17 protein-coding genes are annotated in these 18,753 nt (G+C 66.4%); 6 read left to right on the plus strand and 11 right to left on the minus strand.

Annotation, left to right across the window (positions count from 1 at the left end; translation table 11 throughout):
* Window positions 1–327: 327 nt before the first annotated feature.
* A complete protein-coding gene (gene rocF / locus NYE40_RS19210) occupies window positions 328–1,269 on the minus strand; it encodes an arginase (RefSeq protein WP_052333667.1) in 942 nt (313 codons plus the stop codon).
* Between the two features lie 78 nt (window positions 1,270–1,347).
* Window positions 1,348–2,556 (minus strand): ornithine--oxo-acid transaminase, encoded by a 1,209-nt coding sequence (rocD, locus tag NYE40_RS19215; RefSeq protein WP_028600750.1) that lies wholly within the window; start codon window positions 2,554–2,556, stop codon window positions 1,348–1,350.
* A 502-nt stretch (window positions 2,557–3,058) separates the two neighbouring features.
* Between rocD and NYE40_RS19220 the strand changes: the two genes are divergently transcribed.
* Window positions 3,059–3,700, plus strand: coding sequence for a GntR family transcriptional regulator (locus NYE40_RS19220; protein ID WP_028600749.1), 642 nt, complete (start codon window positions 3,059–3,061; stop codon window positions 3,698–3,700).
* 107 nt (window positions 3,701–3,807) lie between these two features.
* Here NYE40_RS19220 and NYE40_RS19225 read toward each other — a convergent pair whose 3' ends face one another.
* From NYE40_RS19225 to NYE40_RS19240, 4 genes are all read right to left on the minus strand, one after another.
* A complete protein-coding gene (locus NYE40_RS19225) occupies window positions 3,808–4,452 on the minus strand; it encodes a hemolysin III family protein (RefSeq protein WP_028600748.1) in 645 nt (214 codons plus the stop codon).
* Window positions 4,453–4,546: 94 nt separating this feature from the next.
* Window positions 4,547–4,888 (minus strand): hypothetical protein, encoded by a 342-nt coding sequence (locus tag NYE40_RS19230; protein WP_028600747.1) that lies wholly within the window; start codon window positions 4,886–4,888, stop codon window positions 4,547–4,549.
* Window positions 4,885–5,625 (minus strand): pirin-like bicupin family protein, encoded by a 741-nt coding sequence (locus NYE40_RS19235; RefSeq protein WP_028600746.1) that lies wholly within the window; start codon window positions 5,623–5,625, stop codon window positions 4,885–4,887. Before NYE40_RS19235 ends, NYE40_RS19230 begins: the two co-directional genes overlap by 4 nt.
* A 29-nt stretch (window positions 5,626–5,654) precedes the next feature.
* Entirely contained in the window at window positions 5,655–6,380 is a 726-nt protein-coding gene (locus NYE40_RS19240; protein WP_028600745.1) for a hypothetical protein, read from the minus strand.
* Between the two features lie 178 nt (window positions 6,381–6,558).
* On the opposite strand from NYE40_RS19240, the gene NYE40_RS19245 reads away from it, so the two are divergent.
* The 5 genes from NYE40_RS19245 to speD all read left to right on the plus strand — a co-directional run bounded on the left by NYE40_RS19245 (window position 6,559) and on the right by speD (window position 11,101).
* Complete coding sequence (locus NYE40_RS19245) at window positions 6,559–7,806, plus strand: betaine/proline/choline family ABC transporter ATP-binding protein (protein ID WP_339280078.1); 1,248 nt, start codon at window positions 6,559–6,561, stop codon at window positions 7,804–7,806.
* Window positions 7,803–8,471 (plus strand): ABC transporter permease, encoded by a 669-nt coding sequence (locus NYE40_RS19250; RefSeq protein WP_101808095.1) that lies wholly within the window; start codon window positions 7,803–7,805, stop codon window positions 8,469–8,471. Before NYE40_RS19245 ends, NYE40_RS19250 begins: the two co-directional genes overlap by 4 nt.
* Entirely contained in the window at window positions 8,468–9,469 is a 1,002-nt protein-coding gene (locus tag NYE40_RS19255; protein ID WP_339278800.1) for a glycine betaine ABC transporter substrate-binding protein, read from the plus strand. The genes NYE40_RS19250 and NYE40_RS19255 overlap by 4 nt, the downstream gene beginning before the upstream one ends.
* 11 nt (window positions 9,470–9,480) lie before the next feature.
* Window positions 9,481–10,206 carry an ABC transporter permease gene (locus NYE40_RS19260; RefSeq protein WP_101808097.1) on the plus strand — a complete coding sequence of 242 codons (726 nt, stop codon included), beginning with the start codon at window positions 9,481–9,483 and terminating at the stop codon, window positions 10,204–10,206.
* Window positions 10,207–10,294: 88 nt separating this feature from the next.
* Entirely contained in the window at window positions 10,295–11,101 is an 807-nt protein-coding gene (gene speD, locus NYE40_RS19265) for an adenosylmethionine decarboxylase (protein WP_028600743.1), read from the plus strand.
* 141 nt (window positions 11,102–11,242) lie between these two features.
* Here speD and NYE40_RS19270 read toward each other — a convergent pair whose 3' ends face one another.
* From NYE40_RS19270 to NYE40_RS19290, 5 genes are all read right to left on the minus strand, one after another.
* Window positions 11,243–12,487: an MFS transporter gene (locus NYE40_RS19270; protein WP_339278801.1), complete on the minus strand. Its 1,245-nt coding sequence runs from the start codon at window positions 12,485–12,487 to the stop codon at window positions 11,243–11,245.
* A gap of 174 nt (window positions 12,488–12,661) precedes the next feature.
* Window positions 12,662–13,819 (minus strand): winged helix-turn-helix domain-containing protein, encoded by a 1,158-nt coding sequence (locus tag NYE40_RS19275; RefSeq protein WP_101808099.1) that lies wholly within the window; start codon window positions 13,817–13,819, stop codon window positions 12,662–12,664.
* A gap of 145 nt (window positions 13,820–13,964) precedes the next feature.
* On the minus strand, window positions 13,965–15,968 hold the full coding sequence (locus NYE40_RS19280; RefSeq protein ID WP_101808100.1) for a Na+/H+ antiporter: 2,004 nt from the start codon (window positions 15,966–15,968) through the stop codon (window positions 13,965–13,967).
* Between the two features lie 681 nt (window positions 15,969–16,649).
* Window positions 16,650–17,909, minus strand: coding sequence for an ABC transporter substrate-binding protein (locus NYE40_RS19285; protein WP_180968396.1), 1,260 nt, complete (start codon window positions 17,907–17,909; stop codon window positions 16,650–16,652).
* The gene (locus NYE40_RS19290; protein ID WP_101808102.1) at window positions 17,902–18,690 is read right to left on the minus strand and encodes an ABC transporter permease; all 789 of its coding nucleotides are present in this window, start codon (window positions 18,688–18,690) and stop codon (window positions 17,902–17,904) included. The genes NYE40_RS19285 and NYE40_RS19290 overlap by 8 nt, the downstream gene beginning before the upstream one ends.
* Between the last annotated feature and the right edge of the window lie 63 nt (window positions 18,691–18,753).

Genomic DNA, 18,753 nt, shown 5'->3' on the forward strand with positions numbered 1-18,753 from the left:
CTCCCTCGGCCTGGCCCGCTACGCGCGGAAATACTGTGCATAGCGAGCCCTGCCCCCTCGGTCTGGTTCGCTACGCGCGGAAAAACCGTGCGTAGCGAGCTCAAACTTCCTTCACGCGTCGTATGAGCCAGCAGCGAGTTGCCGCTATCCGCTCAGCTAGCGTTCCGTAAACCAATCAACGGGTAAAAACGGACCTCACTCCATCCGCCGATGTCCCGCACTCCAATCGAGAGGCAAACTAGTTGGCGCTTTGCCGTGCCCCGCGTCACTCAGGCGCCTGGCGCGCTGGCCTGCGGCGCCCGCAGCCGCTGCTGCGGGCGCGCCGCCTTACAGAATCCGCTTGCCGAGCAGCGAGGCGGCCAGCTCGACGGCCAGCCGCGACGTGCGGCGGCTCGGGTCGAGCAGCGGATTCACCTCGACCAGCTCCAGCGACGTGGCGAGTCCGCTTTCGGCCAGCAGCTCCATCGCATAATGCGCTTCGCGGTAGTTCAGCCCGCCCGGCACCGGCGTGCCGACGCCGCATGCTTCGAGCGGATCGAGCACGTCGAGGTCGAAGCTGACATGCACGCCGTCCGTGCCGTCGCCGGCGATGGCGATCGCCTGCTCCATGACGGCATGGATGCCCATGCGGTCGATCTCATGCATCGTGAAGCAGCGGATGCCTTCCGCGCGGATGAATTCCCTTTCGCCCGGATCGAGGTCGCGGGCGCCGATGATGACGACGTTCTCCTTGCGGATGAACGGACCCGCGCCCGGGATGTCGGCGAGCGTGAAGCCGCCCCGCCCGATCGCGGCGGCCAGCGCCATGCCATGGATGTTGCCCGACGGCGTCGTCTCCTCCGTGTTCAAGTCGCCGTGCGCGTCGAACCAGATCAGCCCGAGATTGCCCCGATGCCCCGTCAGTCCGGCCAGCGTGCCGATCGCGATGCTGTGGTCTCCTCCCAGGACGAGCGGGAAGCGTCCGCCCGCGGCCGCCCGGTGCACCTGCTCGCCGAGCAGTCCCGCCATCTCCTTCACCTCGGCCAAGTATTTCATCTTGGTCCCGGCGGTCGCGGGTTCGGCGGCGAGACGCGGCACATCGACGACGATCTCCTCCGCCAGCTCGAGGCCCATATGCTTCAGCTGGCGCTTCATGCCCGCCTCGACGATGCTCTCCGGGCCGAGCTCGGCGCCCGCCCTTCCGCCTCCCAGCCAGAACGGCGCATGGATCAGCTGGATTTTTTTCGCCGCTTCCGGGCGGCTGTGGAACGATTCGGCATAGCTGAACATATCGGATTGCCCCTTTATCGATAGAATGGAAATCGAATTCAGCTCGAGGTCAGATTCAATTCATTCACGTCAACCGCTTCAATCCAGTCCGTGGCCGTCGCCGACGAGCACGAGCCGCAGGCGCTCCAGCGCCCACTCCAGCTCCTCCTCCGATATCGTCAGCGGCGGCGCCAGCCGGATCGTATTCTCATGCGTCTCCTTGCAAAGCAGCCCCAGCTGCATGAGCTGCTCGCAGTACGGACGCGCCGGACCTTGCAGCTCGATGCCGATGAACAGGCCGCTGCCGCGGATTTCCTTGACCGCGGGGCTGCCCATGGCGCGCAGCCGCTCCATGACGAGGCCGCCCAGACGGAGCGAGCGGCCGGCGAGATCCTCCTCCTCCAGCACGTCCAGCGCGGCTGCCGAGACGGCGCAGGCGAGCGGATTGCCGCCGAACGTCGAGCCGTGCGAGCCGGGCTCGAACAGCCCGAGCACCTCATCGCTGGAAGCGACGGCCGAGATCGGCAGGATGCCGCCGCCGAGCGCTTTGCCCATGATGTACAGATCCGGCACGACCCCCTCGCGGTCGCAGGCGAACGGATAGCCGGTGCGGCCGAAGCCGGTCTGGATCTCGTCCGCGGCCATCAGCACGCGCTGGCGGTCGCACAGCTCGCGGATGCCGCGCAGGTAGCCGTCCGGCGGGAGCACGATGCCGGCCTCGCCCTGGATCGGCTCGACGAGGATCGCCGCCGTATGCGGCGTGATCGCCGCCTCCATCGCCGCCAGATCGCCGTACGGAACGATCGTAAAGCCCGGCAGGAACGGGCCGAAGCCGCTCTTGTACTCCTCATGCGACGAGAACGAGGTGATGGCGAGCGTGCGTCCGTGGAAATTGCCGCTGCAGACGATGATGTCCGCCTGGCCGTCCGGCACCCCCTTGACGCGGTACGCCCAGCGGCGGACCGCCTTCAGCGCCGTCTCGACCGCCTCCGCTCCCGTATTCATGGCGATGAGGCGGCTTTTGCCCGTATAGCGGGCCAGCTTCTCGTAAAATTCGCCGGCGGCGGTGCTGTGGAACGCGCGCGAGGTCAGCGTCACCTTGTCGGCCTGCTCCTTGAGCGCGGCGACGAGCTTCGGATGGCGATGGCCGTGGTTGAGCGCGGAGTAGGCGCTCAGAAAGTCCATGTACGACTTGCCCTCCGGGCTCTTCACCCAGACGCCCTGGGCTTCTTCGATGACGACCGGCAGCGGATGGTAATTGTGCGCCGCATACCGTTCCGAGAGTTCAATCGTGCGAGCCGAGTTCATAAATCCTCTCCCGTCTGCATCAATATGCATATTGTATTTTGTATACAAATCATGCCGGTAAAAAACCTGCATGCCCTCGGCATCCAGGCGGAAAAGCGTCTTCCAGCGAAAATCCCCGCTGCTCGAATTCGAGCAAAGAATGGGCTGCTCTATCCTATTCGGACAGCGCTTGTCCGATTCCTGCTGCGCCCGAATGGGGCGGTTGTCCCAGCGTCCGGGTCGCCGCCGGCTCACCCCTATGTATACAATATTCAGTCTGAATCAAAAAAAAGAGAGAGTTATGGAAGAGATCATAACATAGGATTCGAAAACCATCAACGGAATTTTCAGACGTTTCCGATGGCGGCCCCCCAGGCCCGCCTTTTATTTCCATTTCAGACGGAAAGAAGCTTGATGAGGCAAGGAGGCAGTGATATGATGACGGTAGATCATTTGTATACATTATATTGCATAACCATACATAGCAGGATGATCGCCATTACGCCGCAAAGGAGTCTTCGGCATGCAGCTCAAGTATCAATCGTTGAAGGACCATGTCTACGAATATATCGCGCAGCGCATTCAGGACGGCAGCCTGCAGCCCGGCTCCAAGATCAACGAGGCGGAAATCTGCAAGCGGCTCGACATCAGCCGCACGCCGACGCGGGAGGCGCTTTTCCAGCTGTCTTCGGACAATCTGCTCGACTACTTGCCGCGTCGGGGCTTCACGGTGAAGGCGTTCGACCGCAAGAAGAAGGAGGATTACTCCCTCCTGCTCGGCACGCTCGACGCGCTCGCCGCCTCGCTCGCCTGCGAACGGCTGGAGGAACGCGACTGGAAGCAGCTCGACCGGATCGTCGAGGCGATCGAGGACGATCTCGATGCCCATGATTTCGGCGGCTATTATGCCCGCCAGGCGGAATTCCACGACTTTTACCAGAACCGCTGCGGCAACTCGCCGCTCGTCGACAGCCTCCACTCGCTCAAGAACGGCTTCATGCGCCAGAGCTACGCCAGCGACGACAAGGGCCGGCTCGCGTCGCTGCTCCGCCAGGTCAACGCCGAGCATCGGCTGATCGCGCAGCTGTTCCGCGAGCGCGACAAGCTCCGGCTCGAGCAGGCGATCAAGCATCACTGGCGGATCATCGACTTCGACATGATCTGAACAGCTTTCGACCGGCAGCAGCCAAAACAGCCCGCCGCTCGGCTTCCCGACCCAAGAGGATCGGAAGCTGGAGCGGCGGGCTCTTTTAGGATAGGGAGCCTCCCCGATCAGCGGGGAAGCACGTACAGCAGGATCGTGAAGAAATGCGCGATCGACCCCGCCAGCACAAACAGATGCCAGACGGCGTGATGGTACGGGAAGCTGCGCCAGACGTAGAACACCGTGCCGACCGTATACAGCAGTCCGCCGGCGATCAGCAGCGTCAGGCCCGCCGGAGCGAGGCTCGCGGTAAGAGGGCCCCAGGCGAAGACGACGATCCAGCCCATCAGGATGTACAGCAGCGTCGACGTGAACAGGAAGCGCTTGGTGAAGTACGCCTTGAACACGACGCCGGCGACGGCGATCCCCCAGACGATGCCGAACAGCGTCCAGCCGAGCGATCCGCCGATCGTGTGCAGCACGAGCGGCGTGTACGTGCCGGCGATGAACACATAGATGAACGAGTGGTCGAGCACCTCGAGAATGTCCTTCATCCGTCCGTCGCGGAAGCTGTGCACGAGCGTCGAAGCCGTGTACAGCAGCAGCATCGCCGTGCCGTAGATCGTGAAGCTGACGACATGCATCGCCGTCCCCTTCCAGGCGGCGAAGACGATGAGCACGACGAGCGCCGCGATGCTGAGCGCCGTGCCGATGCCGTGGGTGATCGCGTTCGCGACCTCCTCGCGGCGGGTGTACGTATGCGTGTTGGCCATGGGGCCCCTCCTTTCCGGTCTTGCTCCATCCTATGGCGCTTGGGCCTGGGCGGTTCCGGCATCGCTCGTTAGACGAGCGGCTCGTCCTTAAAGTCTACACCCGCTCGTTGGAATACGCCACTCTGGCGTTCACCTCGAAGATCGCCTCGCCCGTCGCCGGGTCGTACTGATAGGCAGGCTCGTCCAGATCATACAGCCAGAACTTGCGGATGCGCTCCTCGCCGCCGTCCGCCTCCGTAATGAAGTGGAAAAAGTTCAGCTGGCCGACGTTCGCTCCGATATAGTCGGCCTCGCGCGGCGTCAGCGCGCTGACGGTGATGATCCAGCCGCGGCCGCCTTCCTCGACATGCGCGGAGAGCTTGTGCTCGGCCGTGTCGATGAGCGTCCGGCCGATGACGAGCTTGATGAGCAGCTTCTCGCTGCGCTTTTCGCTCATGCGCCCTCTCCTCCCCCGGCCGGCGCGCCCGCGCCCATGTCCAGCAGCAGCAGCCGGCCGCCGCCCGCGCCGCCCTTGAGGGAGAGCCGCGACAGGCCGTCCGCCCGCAGCGTATCGCCCTTGAACAGCTCGCCGATGCCCTCGATCTCCACTTGGCCGTCGATGGCGAACAGATACAGCAGCCGCTCCTCGCGCGTGAAATGCTCGACCGTCATTCCCTCGTCCAGCACGGTCAGATAAAACGTCACGTCCTGATGAATGGCGGCCGCTCCCGGTCCGGCCGCATCGCGGGAAACGATCGGCAGCAGCTGGCCGCGCGCCGACTTGGGATCGAAGACGCTCGTCTCATAGGAAGGCTCGAGCCGCCGCGTCTGCGGGGCGAGCCAGATTTGCAGCAGATGGACCGGCTCCTCCGGATCCGGATTGACCTCGGAGTGCACGATGCCGGTGCCGGCCGTCATCCGCTGCACTCCCCCATAGGTCGTGACGGCGCTGTTGCCCGCGCTGTCCTCATGCTTCAGCCGGCCGCTCAGGACGACGGAGACGATCTCCATCTCGCGGTGCGGATGCGCGCCGAAGCCTTTGCCCCCGGCGATGATGTCCTCGTTGAATACGCACAGCGGCCCGAAGCTGCGATTCGCCTCGTCGTAAAACTCCCCAAAGCTGAAGCTGAAGCTGCTTTTCAGCCAGTCGCTCTCGCGGTGGTACCGGTCCTCGTTGCGGATAATGGCCTGCATGGAAGATTCCCCTTTCTTTATTGAATCAGCTAACCTTTTATAAGTGTAGCGGACGAATAGCCGGCTTTCAACCAGGAATAGATCGCGTCGACGGTCTTTTCCAGATTGCTGCGCGAGCTGGCGTCCACATAGGGAAGCTGATGCCGGAAATAGTTCGTATGCCCGCCGATGACCGGCAGCCCCTCCACATGGCCGGGCGCATGGCGGACGCGGCTCCACTGCGGCATCCGTCCGGGAACGGACCGCCAGCCGCCCCAGCCGCCGATGCGCGTGATCGGATCGTCCGGCTTGCCGGCGGCGTCGACCGCGTAGAAATACGCGACCGACGCCTGCAGCGCGTCGTCGATCGGCGTCTTGGGCGAGCCGACCTGGGCGACGCGCAGCAGCTCGGCGTCCACGCCGCGCTGATGGAGCAGGCGGGCGGCCTGATAGGCGGCCAGCCCTCCTCCGCTATGCCCGATGAACAGAATCGGGCCAGCCCCGCCGTAGGTGCGCTCGATCTCCTTGACCATCGAGCGCCCGCCGATCCGCGAGGGCAGCACGCGGCGCGCCAGGTCGGAGCGGACCTCCCACACTTGCCGCCAGAGGCTCCGCGAATAGTCGCCGTAGGGGAACAGCGTCTCGAATTCGGCCTCCGTGCCGATCAAGCCGAGCAGCCGCTCGAGGCGGCGCCGGCATTCGTAAAAGGTGGACGGATACGTCGCGACGCCCGCGACATGGTACACCGTCATCTTTGGCGGAAGCTGCTGCTCCATGCTCCGTCCCCCCTTTCCCCGATTGCTAAATTGTAGCATGTTCCGATTCCGCGGCGCCAATTCGGCGGCCGGCGAGGCGAGGCAGGGAGCGGACGGATGAAGCTCCAGCATCAGGAACATACTTTACCCATCGCATGCGCGGCATGAAGCCGCATCCGGAGGTGAAGCGAGGATGACGATGATCCAGATCCGCGACGTGAACAAACGCTATGACGACGGCTTTCATGCCCTCAAGAACATCAATCTCGAATTCCGCCAAGGCGAAATGACCGTGCTGATCGGCCCGAGCGGCTGCGGCAAGTCGACGACGATGCGGCTCGTGAACCGGCTCGTCTCGCCGACGAGCGGCACGGTCGAGATCGGCGGCCGCGACATCCGCTCGATCGATCCGGTCGAGCTGCGGCGCAGCATCGGCTACGTCATCCAGAGCGTCGGCCTGTTTCCGCATATGACGATCGGGCGCAACGTCGCCGTCGTGCCGAGGCTGAAGCGCTGGGACGCGGACAAGACGGCCCGGCGCGTCGACGAGCTGCTCGACATGGTCGGGCTGAAGCCCGACCTGTACCGCGACCGCTATCCGTCGGAGCTGAGCGGCGGACAGCAGCAGCGGGTCGGCGTCGTGCGCGCGCTGGCGGCCGATCCCGACATCATCCTGATGGACGAGCCGTTCAGCGCGCTCGATCCGCTCAGCCGCGAGCAGCTGCAGGAGGACGTGGCGCGGCTCCAGCAGGAGCTGCACAAGACGATCGTGTTCGTCACCCACGACATGGACGAGGCGCTCAAGATCGCCGACCGGATCGTGCTCATGAAGGACGGCGAGGTCGTGCAGAGCGACACGCCGGACCGCATGCTGCGGCGTCCGGCGAACGACTTCGTGCGCACGTTCATCGGGCAGAAGCGGCTCGAGGCTGGCGGAGCGGCGGACGTCGCCGAGCGCGAGGCCGGACCGGATCTCGGCGGCTTCGTGATGGCCGACGGGCCGACGGTGAACGACGTCATGGTGACGCAGCCGGCCGTCACCTATCCGGGACGCGGCCTGGCCGAGGCGATCACGACGATGGAGCGGCGCAAGGTCGACTCGCTCTACGTCGTCGACCGCCAGCGCAAGCTGCTCGGCAGCGTATCCATCTACAACGTGATGGACAGCTACGGCGACGAGGACAAGACGGTCGCCGACGTCATGATGCCGGTGCGCTACTCCGTGCAGTCCGGCACGCCGCTGACGCAGGCGGTCGAGCTGCTGGCGAGCCACCGGCTGCACAACGTCGCCGTCATCGACGAGGGCAGCCGCTTCATCGGCCTCATCACGCGCGGCAGCGTCGTGCGGCATCTGGCGGAGAAGCTGCCGCATGGCGACAACGGGGAGGAGCCTGGCTCCTCTACCGGCCTCGGCCCGCAAGGCGGCAATCGGGAGGAGCACTCATGAGCGCCGGCCTCTCTTTTTTTGAGTTTCTCGGCGAGCGGCTGCCGGACCTGCTGCTCGCGCTGCGCGAGCATCTGACGCTGTCGCTGATCGCCGTGCTCATCGGCTCGGCGATCTCGCTCCCGCTCGGCGTGCTGCTCGTCTACAGCCGGATCGGCTGGCTGAACAGCGCCGTCTTTTTCCTTGCGAACCTGCTGCAGACGATCCCGAGCCTGGCGCTGCTCGCCATCCTCATCCCGCTCATGGGCATCGGGGCGCGCCCGGCGGTGCTCGCGCTGCTGCTCTACTCGATCATGCCGGTGCTGCGCAACACGTACGAGGGCTTCCGCTCCGTCGATCCGCATGTGCTGGAGGCGGCGCGCGGCCTCGGCTACTCGACCGCCCAGCGGCTGCTGCGGGTGCAGCTGCCGCTCGCCGTGCCGTACATCATGTCGGGCATCCGGCTGACGACGGTGTACGTCATCAGCTGGGCGACGCTCGCCACGCTCGTCGGCGCGGGCGGCCTCGGCCAGCTCATCGTCTCCGGCATGGGCGTCAACCAGCCGTATCTGATCGTCGCCGGCGCGCTCGGCGCGATCGTGCTGGCGCTCGCCGCCGACCTGCTGCTCGGCTGGCTCGAATCCGCGCTCGGACGCCGCTTCGGCCTGCGGGGAGGTGCGGCGGCATGAGCCTGGCACGGCGATGCGGCGAGCGCGGCACGGACAAGGGACGCTGCGGCTGGCGCTGGCCGAAGACAGCGACGGCTCTAAAGGCTCTGGCCGGCAAGCCTCGGGCAGCGAGGACGGCGGCGAGCGCCTGCCTCGTCCTGCTGCTGACGCTGGCGGGAGCCGGCTGCGGCGCCCGGCCCGACCTGCGGATCGGGGCGCAGACGTTCACCGAGACGAAGATCCTCGCCGAGATGTACAAGGCGCTCATCGAGCAGAAGACCGGCCTCGACGTCAAGGTCATTCCCGACCTGGCGGCCAGCCCGCTCGTCTTCAGCGCGCTCGACCGCGGCGACATCGACCTGGCGACGCTGTATTCGGGCGAGATTTTCAACAACCACTTCCCGCTGGAGAGCCTGACCAAGGACCGCGCCGAGGTGCTGCGGCAGGCGCAGGAGGGCTTCGACCGCTACTACGGCTTCGACTGGATGGATCCGCTCGGCTTCGAGAACACATACGCCTTCACCGTGCGCCGCCAGGTCGCGGAGGCCAGCGGCTATCGCAGCATCTCCGACATCAAGCCCGACGCGGCCTCGATGCGCTTCGGCGTCGACACGTCCTGGCTGGAGCGGGCTAGCGACGGCTATCCGGCTTTCCGGCAGGAGTACGGCATCTCGTTCGCCAAGGCGTATCCGATGGAGCTGAGCCTCGTCTATACGGCGGTCAAGAACGAGCAGGTCGACATCGTGCTCGCCTACTCCACCGACGCCCGGCTCAAGGCGTTCGATCTCCAGACGCTGCAGGACGACCGCCATTTCTTCCCGCCCTATGACGCCTCGCCGGTCATGCGCAAGGAGATGGAGGCGCTCCATCCCGGCGTCAAGGAGGCGCTGCGGCCGCTGATCGGCGCGATCGACGCGGAGACGATGATCGGGCTCAACTACCAGGTCGACATCGAGAAAAAGAGCGAGCGCGAGGTCGCCCTCGCCTACCTGAAGCAGAAAGGGCTGATTCCGAAGTGACGGAACCGGACATGACGTTCGCCGACTTCGCGGACTATTTCTGGCGCAACCGCGGGCTCATGGGCGAATACTTCCTCCAGCATGTGCAGATGGTCGCCGCCGGCGTCGGGCTCGCCCTGCTGGCCGGCGTGCCGCTCGGCATCCTGTGCATGCGCGGCCGCTGGACGGCGCGCCTCGTCCTCGCCGTGACCGGCATCCTGCAGGTCGTGCCCTCGCTCGCCATGCTCGTGCTGCTCATGCTGTGGATGGGACTCGGCAACGCGACCGTGATGGCCGGGCTGTTCCTCTACTCGCTCAACCCGATCGTGCGCAACACCTACGTCGGGCTGCAGCAGGTGAGCGGCAGCCTGATCGACGCCGCGCGCGGCGTCGGCATGAGCCGCTGGCAGCAGCTGTGGCGCGTGCGCGTGCCGCTCGCGCTGCCGTACATGATGACCGGCCTGCGCGTCGCGGCCGTCATCGCCATCGGCGTCGCCACGATCGCGCCGCTCGTCGGCGGCGACGGCCTCGGCCGCGAGGTGTACGCCGGCATCAACGGCCAGAACTCGCTGCGCATCTACTCCGGCGCGCTGCCGGCCGCGCTGCTCGCGATCGTAGCCGACATCGGCCTCGGAGCGCTCCAGCGCCGGCTCGATCCGGCCGCCGCCCGCTTGCGGCGGCCGCGCGCCGGCGGCGGCGCGTCCGGCAAGGACGGCGCCGATGCGGCCGTGCCGCCGGTGCCGAAGGCGCAGGGCTGAGCGCCGGCGCTCGGGGCCTTTGGGTCATTTTGCCGCGGCCGGGTAATAAGGAAGACGGACTTATCGCAGCGAAGGAGAGGACTGCCGGATGAAACTGACGCACGAGCAAGTGATTCAGCTGCATGGCTTCAACAACCTGACGAAGTCGCTCAGCTTCAACATGTACGACATCTGCTACACGCGCACGAAGGAAGAGCGCGAGGCGTATCTCGCCTACATCGACGAGCAGTACAACTCGGATCGGCTCGACGGCATCCTCCGCCATGTCGCCGACATCATCGGCGCGCATGTGCTGAATACGGCCAAGCAGGACTACGAGCCCCAGGGCGCGAGCGTGACGCTGCTCGTCTCCGAGGGACCGGTCGTCCAGGTGCCCAAGGAAGCGTTCGACGAGTCGCCGGGCCCGATGCCGGCCAACGTCGTGCTGCAGCTCGACAAGAGCCATATCACCGTGCACACGTATCCCGAGTTCCATCCGGACGAGGGCATCAGCACGTTCCGCGCGGACATCGACGTCTCCACCTGCGGCGAGATCAGCCCGCTGAAGGCGCTGACGTACCTGATCTCCTCGTTCGATACCGACATCATGACGATCGACTACCGGGTGCGCGGCTTCACGCGCGACATTACCGGGCACAAGCTGTTCATCGACCATGACATCAGCTCCATCCAGAACTACATTCCCGACGAGGCGCAGGATCTGTTCCATATGATCGACGTCAACGTCTATCAGGAGAACATCTTCCACACGAAGTGCAAGCTCAAGCAGTTCGACCTCGACAACTACTTGTTCGGCTACACCCGGGACAAGCTGAGCCGCGCCGAGCAGGACGAGATCACGGAGAAGCTCAAGGCCGAGATGGATGAGATCTTCTACGGAAAAAACATGAGCTGACCGCCGCGGAAAAGGAAAGACGCCCCGCCGAATGGACATCGGCGCCCCCCAGGGGGCCGAGCCGATGACGATTCGATGAGGCGTCTTTTTTCGCATGGCGTCGACGACGCAGGAGCGGCGGCGCGCGTCCGTCAGCGGCGCTCAGCCTTGGGCCGCGCGGACGGGAGGTGGGCTCTGGACGGGCGCCGCGGCCGGCCACAGCCGGCCTGCGAGCAGCAGGCCTCCGACGCCGACGACCGCGATCAGGGCTCCGAGACCGGCAAAGATGAGGCGCGGTCCGGCCAGGCCGACGAGCAGCCCGCCGAGCAGCGGCGCCACGATCATGACCGTGCCCAGCACCATGCTCTGGATGCCGAACACCCTTCCCGTCATGGCGGGAGGCGTCTCCTTCTGCAGGCAATAGCTGAAGGCGACCATGAACATGCCGTTGCCGGCGCCGAGCAGCAGGCCGAGCAGCAGGACCGGCAGCGCGTCGACGCCGGGCTGCAGCAGGCCGAGCCCGGCGATGGCAGCGCCGATCATCGCGTAGCCTCCGCCGAGCCGGACGCCGTGGCTGAGCTTCGCTCCGGCGCGGTTCATCAGGGCGATCATGCCCACCGCTCCGGCGCCCGCCGCGGCGATGAGCCAGCCCAGCAGCTCGTCCCGCTCAGGGGCGATCGCGAGGAACAGGCTGGCGAACTGGAAGTCGACGATCTGGATGAGCAGCGTGCCCGCCAGGCCGAACAGCATCGTATTGCGCAGCAGGCGCGAGCGGAGGATGAAGCTCCAGCCCTCCCGCCACATCTGCCGGGCCGGAATCGGCGGAGGGCCGCCATCGCCGGCGCCCGCCGGCGCCCCAGCGCCGCGGGCGGAGCCGGACGCCGCGGCCTCCGGCCTGACGAAGAGCAGCAGCAGGCAGGAGAGCAGCCGCAGGACGGCATTGAGGGCGATGCACCAGCCCGGCGAAAGGACGCTCAGCGTCAGTCCGCCGAGCAGAGGTCCGGCGATCTTGGAGCTTTGGTTCACGAGGCCGTTCAGCGAGGAGGCCTGCAGCAGCTGATCCTCGCGGACGAGGCTGCGGGTCAGCGCCTGCTGGGCCGGCACATTCAGCGAGGAGACGGCCGACCGCAGGGCGAGCAGCGGCAAGAGCGCGTATAGGTTCGGCGCGAGCAGCAAAGAGGCCGTCAGCAGCGCCGTAGCCAGATCGCAAAGGCGCATCAGCTTGAGCTTGTCGACCCGGTCGGCGATGACGCCGGCAAAGGAGCCGAACGCGATGCCGGGCAGAGCGAGGCTGACGGGGATGAGAGCCAGCATGAGCGGGCTCGCTCCCCAGCGGTAGGCGACGAGCACCTGGATGGCGATCATGTCGAACCAGTCGCCGAAGACGGCGAACGTATAGGCGCCCAAGACGCGCCATTACGCCTTGTTGGCCAGCAGGCCGCGGCCTGCTGCGGATGGATGGGTCATGGCGGATCTCTCCTGTCCGGCGGGAAGCCGTTGGTTGAGATCCACTTTAGCGGCGGAATGTCAGAGGATGATCAGAGGAGCGCCAAAAAATCCGTCCGGGGCGCGCCGCTGAAATCAGCCCTGCAGTCCGGCCTCGAGCTCCCGTCCGATCCGGCTCAGCAGGCCGGGCAGGCCGCAGCGGGCGGACTCCTCCGCGAACTGCCCCTCGTACCGGCGGACGGCGGCCGCCGCGCCGGGGACCGGCATCTGCCGGCAGAGCTGCACGATGCGGAACAGTCCGAGCAGCTTGATCGGCACGAAGCCGGAGATGTCCAGGACGCCGAGCCCCTCGTCGATCCTCGCCTCCCCCGCCTTGCGGTCGCCGGCGCGCAGGCGCCTCAGCCCGCTGACGATCTGGAAGCTGCCGATCTCCCTCAGGAAGGGCTGTTCGGCCAGCAGCCTTTCGATGCGGGCTTCCAGAGCCTGAAGCCGCTCATCGTCCGTCTCCATGTAGAGCCGGGCGTACAGCTCGGAGACGGCCGCGGGCGTCTCGAAGCTCTTGAAGCCGGGATCGCGGGCGATCCGCTCCCGGGTGTGCCGGAGCCGCTCCAGCGCGGCCTCCGGCCGGCCCGACGCCGCATACAGATCCAGGATGTTGAGCAGCTCCACCTCGCGATGCTGGCTCTCCGGCAGCCGTCCGGAGGCGAGCGCCCGCTCGCAGTAGGCGAGGCTTTCCTCGGGCTTGCCGGCGAACAGGAAGAACAGCAGCAGCCAGTACAGCCGCTCCGGCGGCCTCAGGCCGCCGCCGTCCAGCAGCCATTGCACGTCGCCTTGCACGAAGCGGGTGTAGACGGCATAGAACGGGTCCAGCTCGAACCCGAGCACATCCTGCTGGCGGGCCAGCGCCAGCATCGACTTGCCCTGGCCGTAGCGATGGTATTTGACGAAAATCTCCCGCATCTGCTCCTGCAGCTCTCCGTCCTGCGCGGAGGGCTTGCCCGGATCGCCGCCGCCGCCGCCGATGGTCAGGACATAGCCGAAGCCCCGCACGGTGCGGATTTCGACTCCGTCGAGCGGGGCCAGCTTTTTGCGCAGCCGGTAGATATGGTCGTCGACCGTCCTTTCGACCGGATACTCGCGCGGCCATACGCGGTCGAGCAGCTGCTCGCGGCTGAAGGCCTGCCCCTGGTTGCGGCTAAGGAATCGAAGCAGGGCATATTCCTTCGGCAGGAGCTCGATCGACACCCCTTCCGTCGACACGGCATATCCGTTCTCGCTGAATTCCAGTCTCATGACGATGCTCCTTTTCAAGATCCTGGCGCCATTATAGCATGCTCTCCGCGAGAGCCGCTTCCCTGCGGATGTCCAAGCAAAAAGCAGTCCCGTCCTCGGCCTTGGCCGAGAACGGGACTGCAAGGAACGGATGCGGCGGCGGCCGTCAGTGGGCCGCGTGCGTGCCGAGCTGCTCGTTCTCGTGCAGGCTCGCCTCGCGATAATTGACGTACACGCGCAGCTTGGCCGCGAGCTTGCGGTCGATGCCGCCTTCCTCGAACAGCCGCTGGATCTCGTTGCGCTCGGCCTGCACCGCCTTCTGCTCCAGCTCGCGGCGCTCGGCGGCAGTGCCCGTCTCGCCCCGCCCGAACCGGTCTCCGCGCAGGCGCAGCGCCATCTCGCGATAATGGCCCAGCATCGCCTGGATGAGGTCCGGGCTGTACTCGCCCTCAAGCTCGCGCAGGCGCTCGATCGAGGCGCCGATGGCCGCCTGCTTGAGATCCTTGTACTCTTCCTTCACCCGCTCGGCCTTCAGACGCGCCTTGCGCAGGCGGCCGCGCTTGGTGAACAGCCGGATGAACAAGCCGTACAGCAGCGCCGCCAGCAGCTTGAAGCGGTTCGTCAGCGCCAGCTCGACGCGGTTCAGCGACGACTGGAACGCCTCCTCCAGCTGCGGCGTGATGCGCCCGTCGGCCAGCCATTCGCGGGCGAGCCGGCGCTCGGCCTCCAGCGCTTCCAGCCGCAGCGGCACGACCGCCGAGCGGGACTCCGTGTCGGCCGCCAGGCCGATGCGCAGCTCCTGCAGCCGCTGGGCGTAATCGGCCTTGATCGCAAGCGCCGCCGCCTGGTTGTCCTCTCGCATCTCGGCCTGCACCGTGCTCAGGCCGGCTTCCAGCACCTTGATGCGCGCCCGCCGCTCCGCTTCCTTGGCGGCGGCCTCCGCGCCGACCTTCGGCGCCGCCCCCGGCTCGCGGGTGAGCAGCGGCAGGAAGACGCTCGCGATGACGAGCGTCAGCAGGATGACGCCGGCGCAGATGAACAGGATGAGGCTGCGCTCCGGGAACGGCGAGCCGTCGCCGAGCAGCAGCGGGATCGAGAACGCGCCCGCCAGCGTCACGGCTCCCCGCACGCCGGACAGCGCCGTCAGCAGCGCCGGCTTCCAGCGGCGGTCGCTCGCCCATACCCAGACGAAGCGCAGCGCCAGCAGCAGCGCCGTAATCGCGAAGATATAGCCGATGACCTGGCCGTTGTGGTAATTCGGATCCTCCCATATTTTCGTGATGACGGCCGGAATCTCGAAGCCGAGCAGCATGAACACGAGGCCGTTCAGGCAGAACAGGATGACCGACCAGGTGCTGTCGGACACGACGTTGAGGCGGATCGTCGACGGTCCCATCCGGTCGCGCTCGACGGCATGCACGACGCCCGCCGCGACGACGGCGAGGATGCCCGACACATGCAGATGCTCGGCGGCAAGGAAGATGAGGAACGGCGTCAGGATGAGGATCAGCATGTGGACGGTGATGTCCTCCATCCCCCAGCGCCGCAGCCACACCCGCAGCCAGACGGCGGCGAAGCCGAGCGCCGCGCCGACGGCGAGTCCGCCGAGCGCGATGACGATGAAGCTGCCGGCCGCATGCGTGATCGAGAAATACCCCGTCACCGTCGCCGCGATCGCAAAGTTGAACGCGACGAGGCCGGAGGCGTCGTTCATGAGCGCCTCGCCCTCGAGCAGGCGCAGGATGCCGCCGGGCAGCTTGGCCCGGCCGGAGATCGAGCCGACCGCGACCGCGTCGGTCGGCGACAGGATCGCGGCGAGCGCGAACGCGGCCGACAGCGGAATGGCCGGGATCAGCCAGTGGATGAACGGCCCGACGAGCAGCACGGTCGCGAAGACGAGGCCCAGCGCCAGCAGCAGGATCGGCGAGCGCAGCCGCCACAGCTCCTCGCGCGGGGTGATCTTGCCGTCATTGAACAGCAGCGGCGCGATGAACAGCACGAAAAACAGCTCCGGCTCGAACGGCACATGATGCACGAACGGCATGTACGCCGCCGCGATGCCGAGCCCGATCTGGATGATCGGCACCGGAACGAACGGGATGAGGCGCTGGATGACGTTCGAGGCTCCGATCATGACCAGCAGCGCCATCGTCAGCAGAAAAATCTCCATGATTCCATCAAGCTCCTTCAGCGAATGAACAGCCTTATGAGGCAGTATCTTATTACTTTACCATAAGAAAGCAGGCTGAGCCTAACCGGGACGCGACGCCCTGCGCCCAGGCGGGACGCCAGCGTCGAGCGGCATGCCTGCATCAAGGCGGCATGCCAGATCAAGGCGACACGCCAGCATCGCGACGCACGCCCGATTAAGGCGGACGCCTGCATCCTCGCGGCACGCCAGATCAAGGCGGCATGCCTGCATCGCGCGGAATCGACCATAGTCCGATCTCTAAAGCAGCCCGATTTCTAGAGCAGCCCGCCCCAGCAGCGCCCTCCCGTCGGCCCCCTCCACCCGCATCTCCAACGATACTCACAGACGTTATTTCCTTCAAAAGAGGCTCGTTAAAAACGTAACGATACTCAGCGAGCTTATTGCTCCAAAAAAGAGCTTTTGCCATGCCGAAACGACTGAATAGCGCTCGCCAGTATCATTAGATTGCCAAAAACCTCCGATTCGACAAAATAAGGCTTCTCCGTATCGCTAGAGCGTCTATGCAATCCCGCTGTCAGGCTTGCATGCCTCGACATGATGCCGGCGCTGCGAGAGTGAAGCTCATGAAATAAAGAAGCGTTCCGCCCGGCACTTTCGAGCCGATTGGAACGCTTCTTTCGATATTAAGCATGGGGAATCTTATTCCGGAGCTCGCAGCAGCTCCGTCATGTCGATCGGGCTCGCGCGGAGGCCGAGCTCGGCCAGCGCGTCGGCGAGCCGCTGCTCCTCCGCCTGGATGCCGGGCAGCAGCGGAGCGGTGCCGAAGCTTTTGCGCTCGAACAGGCGCAGCCACTGCAGATGCGTGACGTCCGTCTGCTCGCTGAGCCGCTCCGCCGCGTCATGATAGTCGCGCAGCAGGTACTCGTCCTGCATGCCGTACGCCCAGACGACCGCCTCCAGCAGCTCGCCGCGGCTCGCCTCGTTCTCGGCCGTCGTCAGCAGCAGCTCGCGCAGGCCGACGGCGCCCGCGATCGCCTGTCCGTCCGCGAGCACGCGGGCGTCCAGCGACTCCAGCCGCGTCAGCTCCGGCTCCTGCGCCGCCCATGCGTCGAGGCTTCCTTTGCGAAAAGAGCGGATCAGCTCCACCGGCGACAGCGGCCGCAGCTCGACCTCCGCCTCGGACAAGCCGGCTTGGCGCAGCGCCTGCAGCAGCAGCGCGTGGCTGTTGCTGCGCGGCACGTAGCCGATCGTCCGCCCGCGCAGCCCGGCGACGTCCCCCGGCTCGCTTCCCTCGCGGGCGACGATCGCATAGGCCTGCGGGTTGGACGGCTCCGCCGCCAGCGCCCGCAGCCCGTCGCCGGCTTCATGCAGGCTCGCCAGCGCCGCATCGTCCGCCTCGCCGAAGTCGGCCTCGCCGCTCTGCACGGCCCGCACGAGAGCGGCGCTGTCCACGTACTCGCGCCAGGCGAGCTTGACGCCCGCAGCCGCGGCAGCCTGCCGCAGCGCCTCGTCCTCGCGCAGCAGCACGCGCGGGCTGTCTTTGACGTAGCCGATCGTCAGCCGCTTCGGGTCGAGGCTGCGATCCGCCCATGCGGATTCTCCGCTGCCGGAGCTGCTGCCGAGGCCGCCGCCCGCGCTTCCGCCGGCGAGGCCGGGCAGTCTGCCGAAGCCTGCGAGCGCCAGCAGCGCGATGCTCGCGGCGACCAGCGCGGCCAGCCGCCAAGGCGATGCCGGTCCAGTCCGGCCGCCGGGCCGCTTGCCGGACCGCAGCCGAGCGCCGCGCCGGCGTCCGCCGCTCTCCTCCGCCGCCGCAAGCTGCGAAGCGCCGCCGGCAGCCTCCGCGGCTGCGCGGTCCGAGGCGCCGCATCCGTCCGGCCACGACGGAAGTCCGGCCGGCAGCGAAGCCGATGCCAGCGGATCGCTCCAGCGCTGCCGGTCGGGCCGGCCTTCCTCAGCCATGAGCGGCCAGACCTCTCCGCCAGCGCGTGAACCGCCTTTCCACCCAAGCCAGGACGTAATTGAGCAGCAGGCCCATCGCCGCGAGCAGCAGGATGCCGGCATACATGTCGGGGATCTGGAAGATCTCCTGCGAGTTGAGCGTGTAGAAGCCGAGTCCCGCCGAAGCCCCGATCATCTCGGCGGCGACGAGCGCCGTGATGCAGTTCGCTCCGCCGAGCCGGATGCCGGTGAAGATGCTCGGAGCCGCCGACGGCAGGATGACCCGGAAAAACAAGTACGCCTGCGACGCGCCCATCGAGCGGGCCGAGTCGATCAGCAGCTTGTCGGCGGAGCGCACCCCGCCCACCGTGTTCAGCAGGATCGGCCAGAACGACGCCCAGAGGATGATCGCCGTCTTGGACGCTTCCCCGATGCCGAGGAAGAGGATGAATACGGGCAGCAGGGCGAACGCCGATATTTGCCGGAACAGCTGCAGCAGCGGATCGAGCAGCGCCTCGACGCGGCGGAACCAGCCGATCAGCAGGCCGAGCGCGATGCCGCCCGCGGCCGCCAGCAGCAGGCCCGACAGCGAGCGGCTCAGGCTGGCCGACCCATGCTCCCATGCCGCTCCGCTGCTCAGCAGCTCCCAGACGGTGGCCGCCACGACGGAAAACGGGCTGAGATAAGCCTCGCTGATGACGCCGAGCCGGGGCAGCAGCTCCCAAAGGACGAGGAACGCGACGATCGCCGCGCTCCGTTCTACGATTCGTCCCGCCGAGAAGGCGGACGAGGGTCGAGCCATGAGCATCTTCTCCTTTTCGCGCAGACCGCTTGGCCGCAATGCATTATGTCGTTATGGCGTTAT

This window comes from Paenibacillus sp. FSL W8-1187 (assembly GCF_037965485.1).
Classification (GTDB): Bacteria; Bacillota; Bacilli; order Paenibacillales; family Paenibacillaceae; genus Paenibacillus_O; species Paenibacillus_O pasadenensis.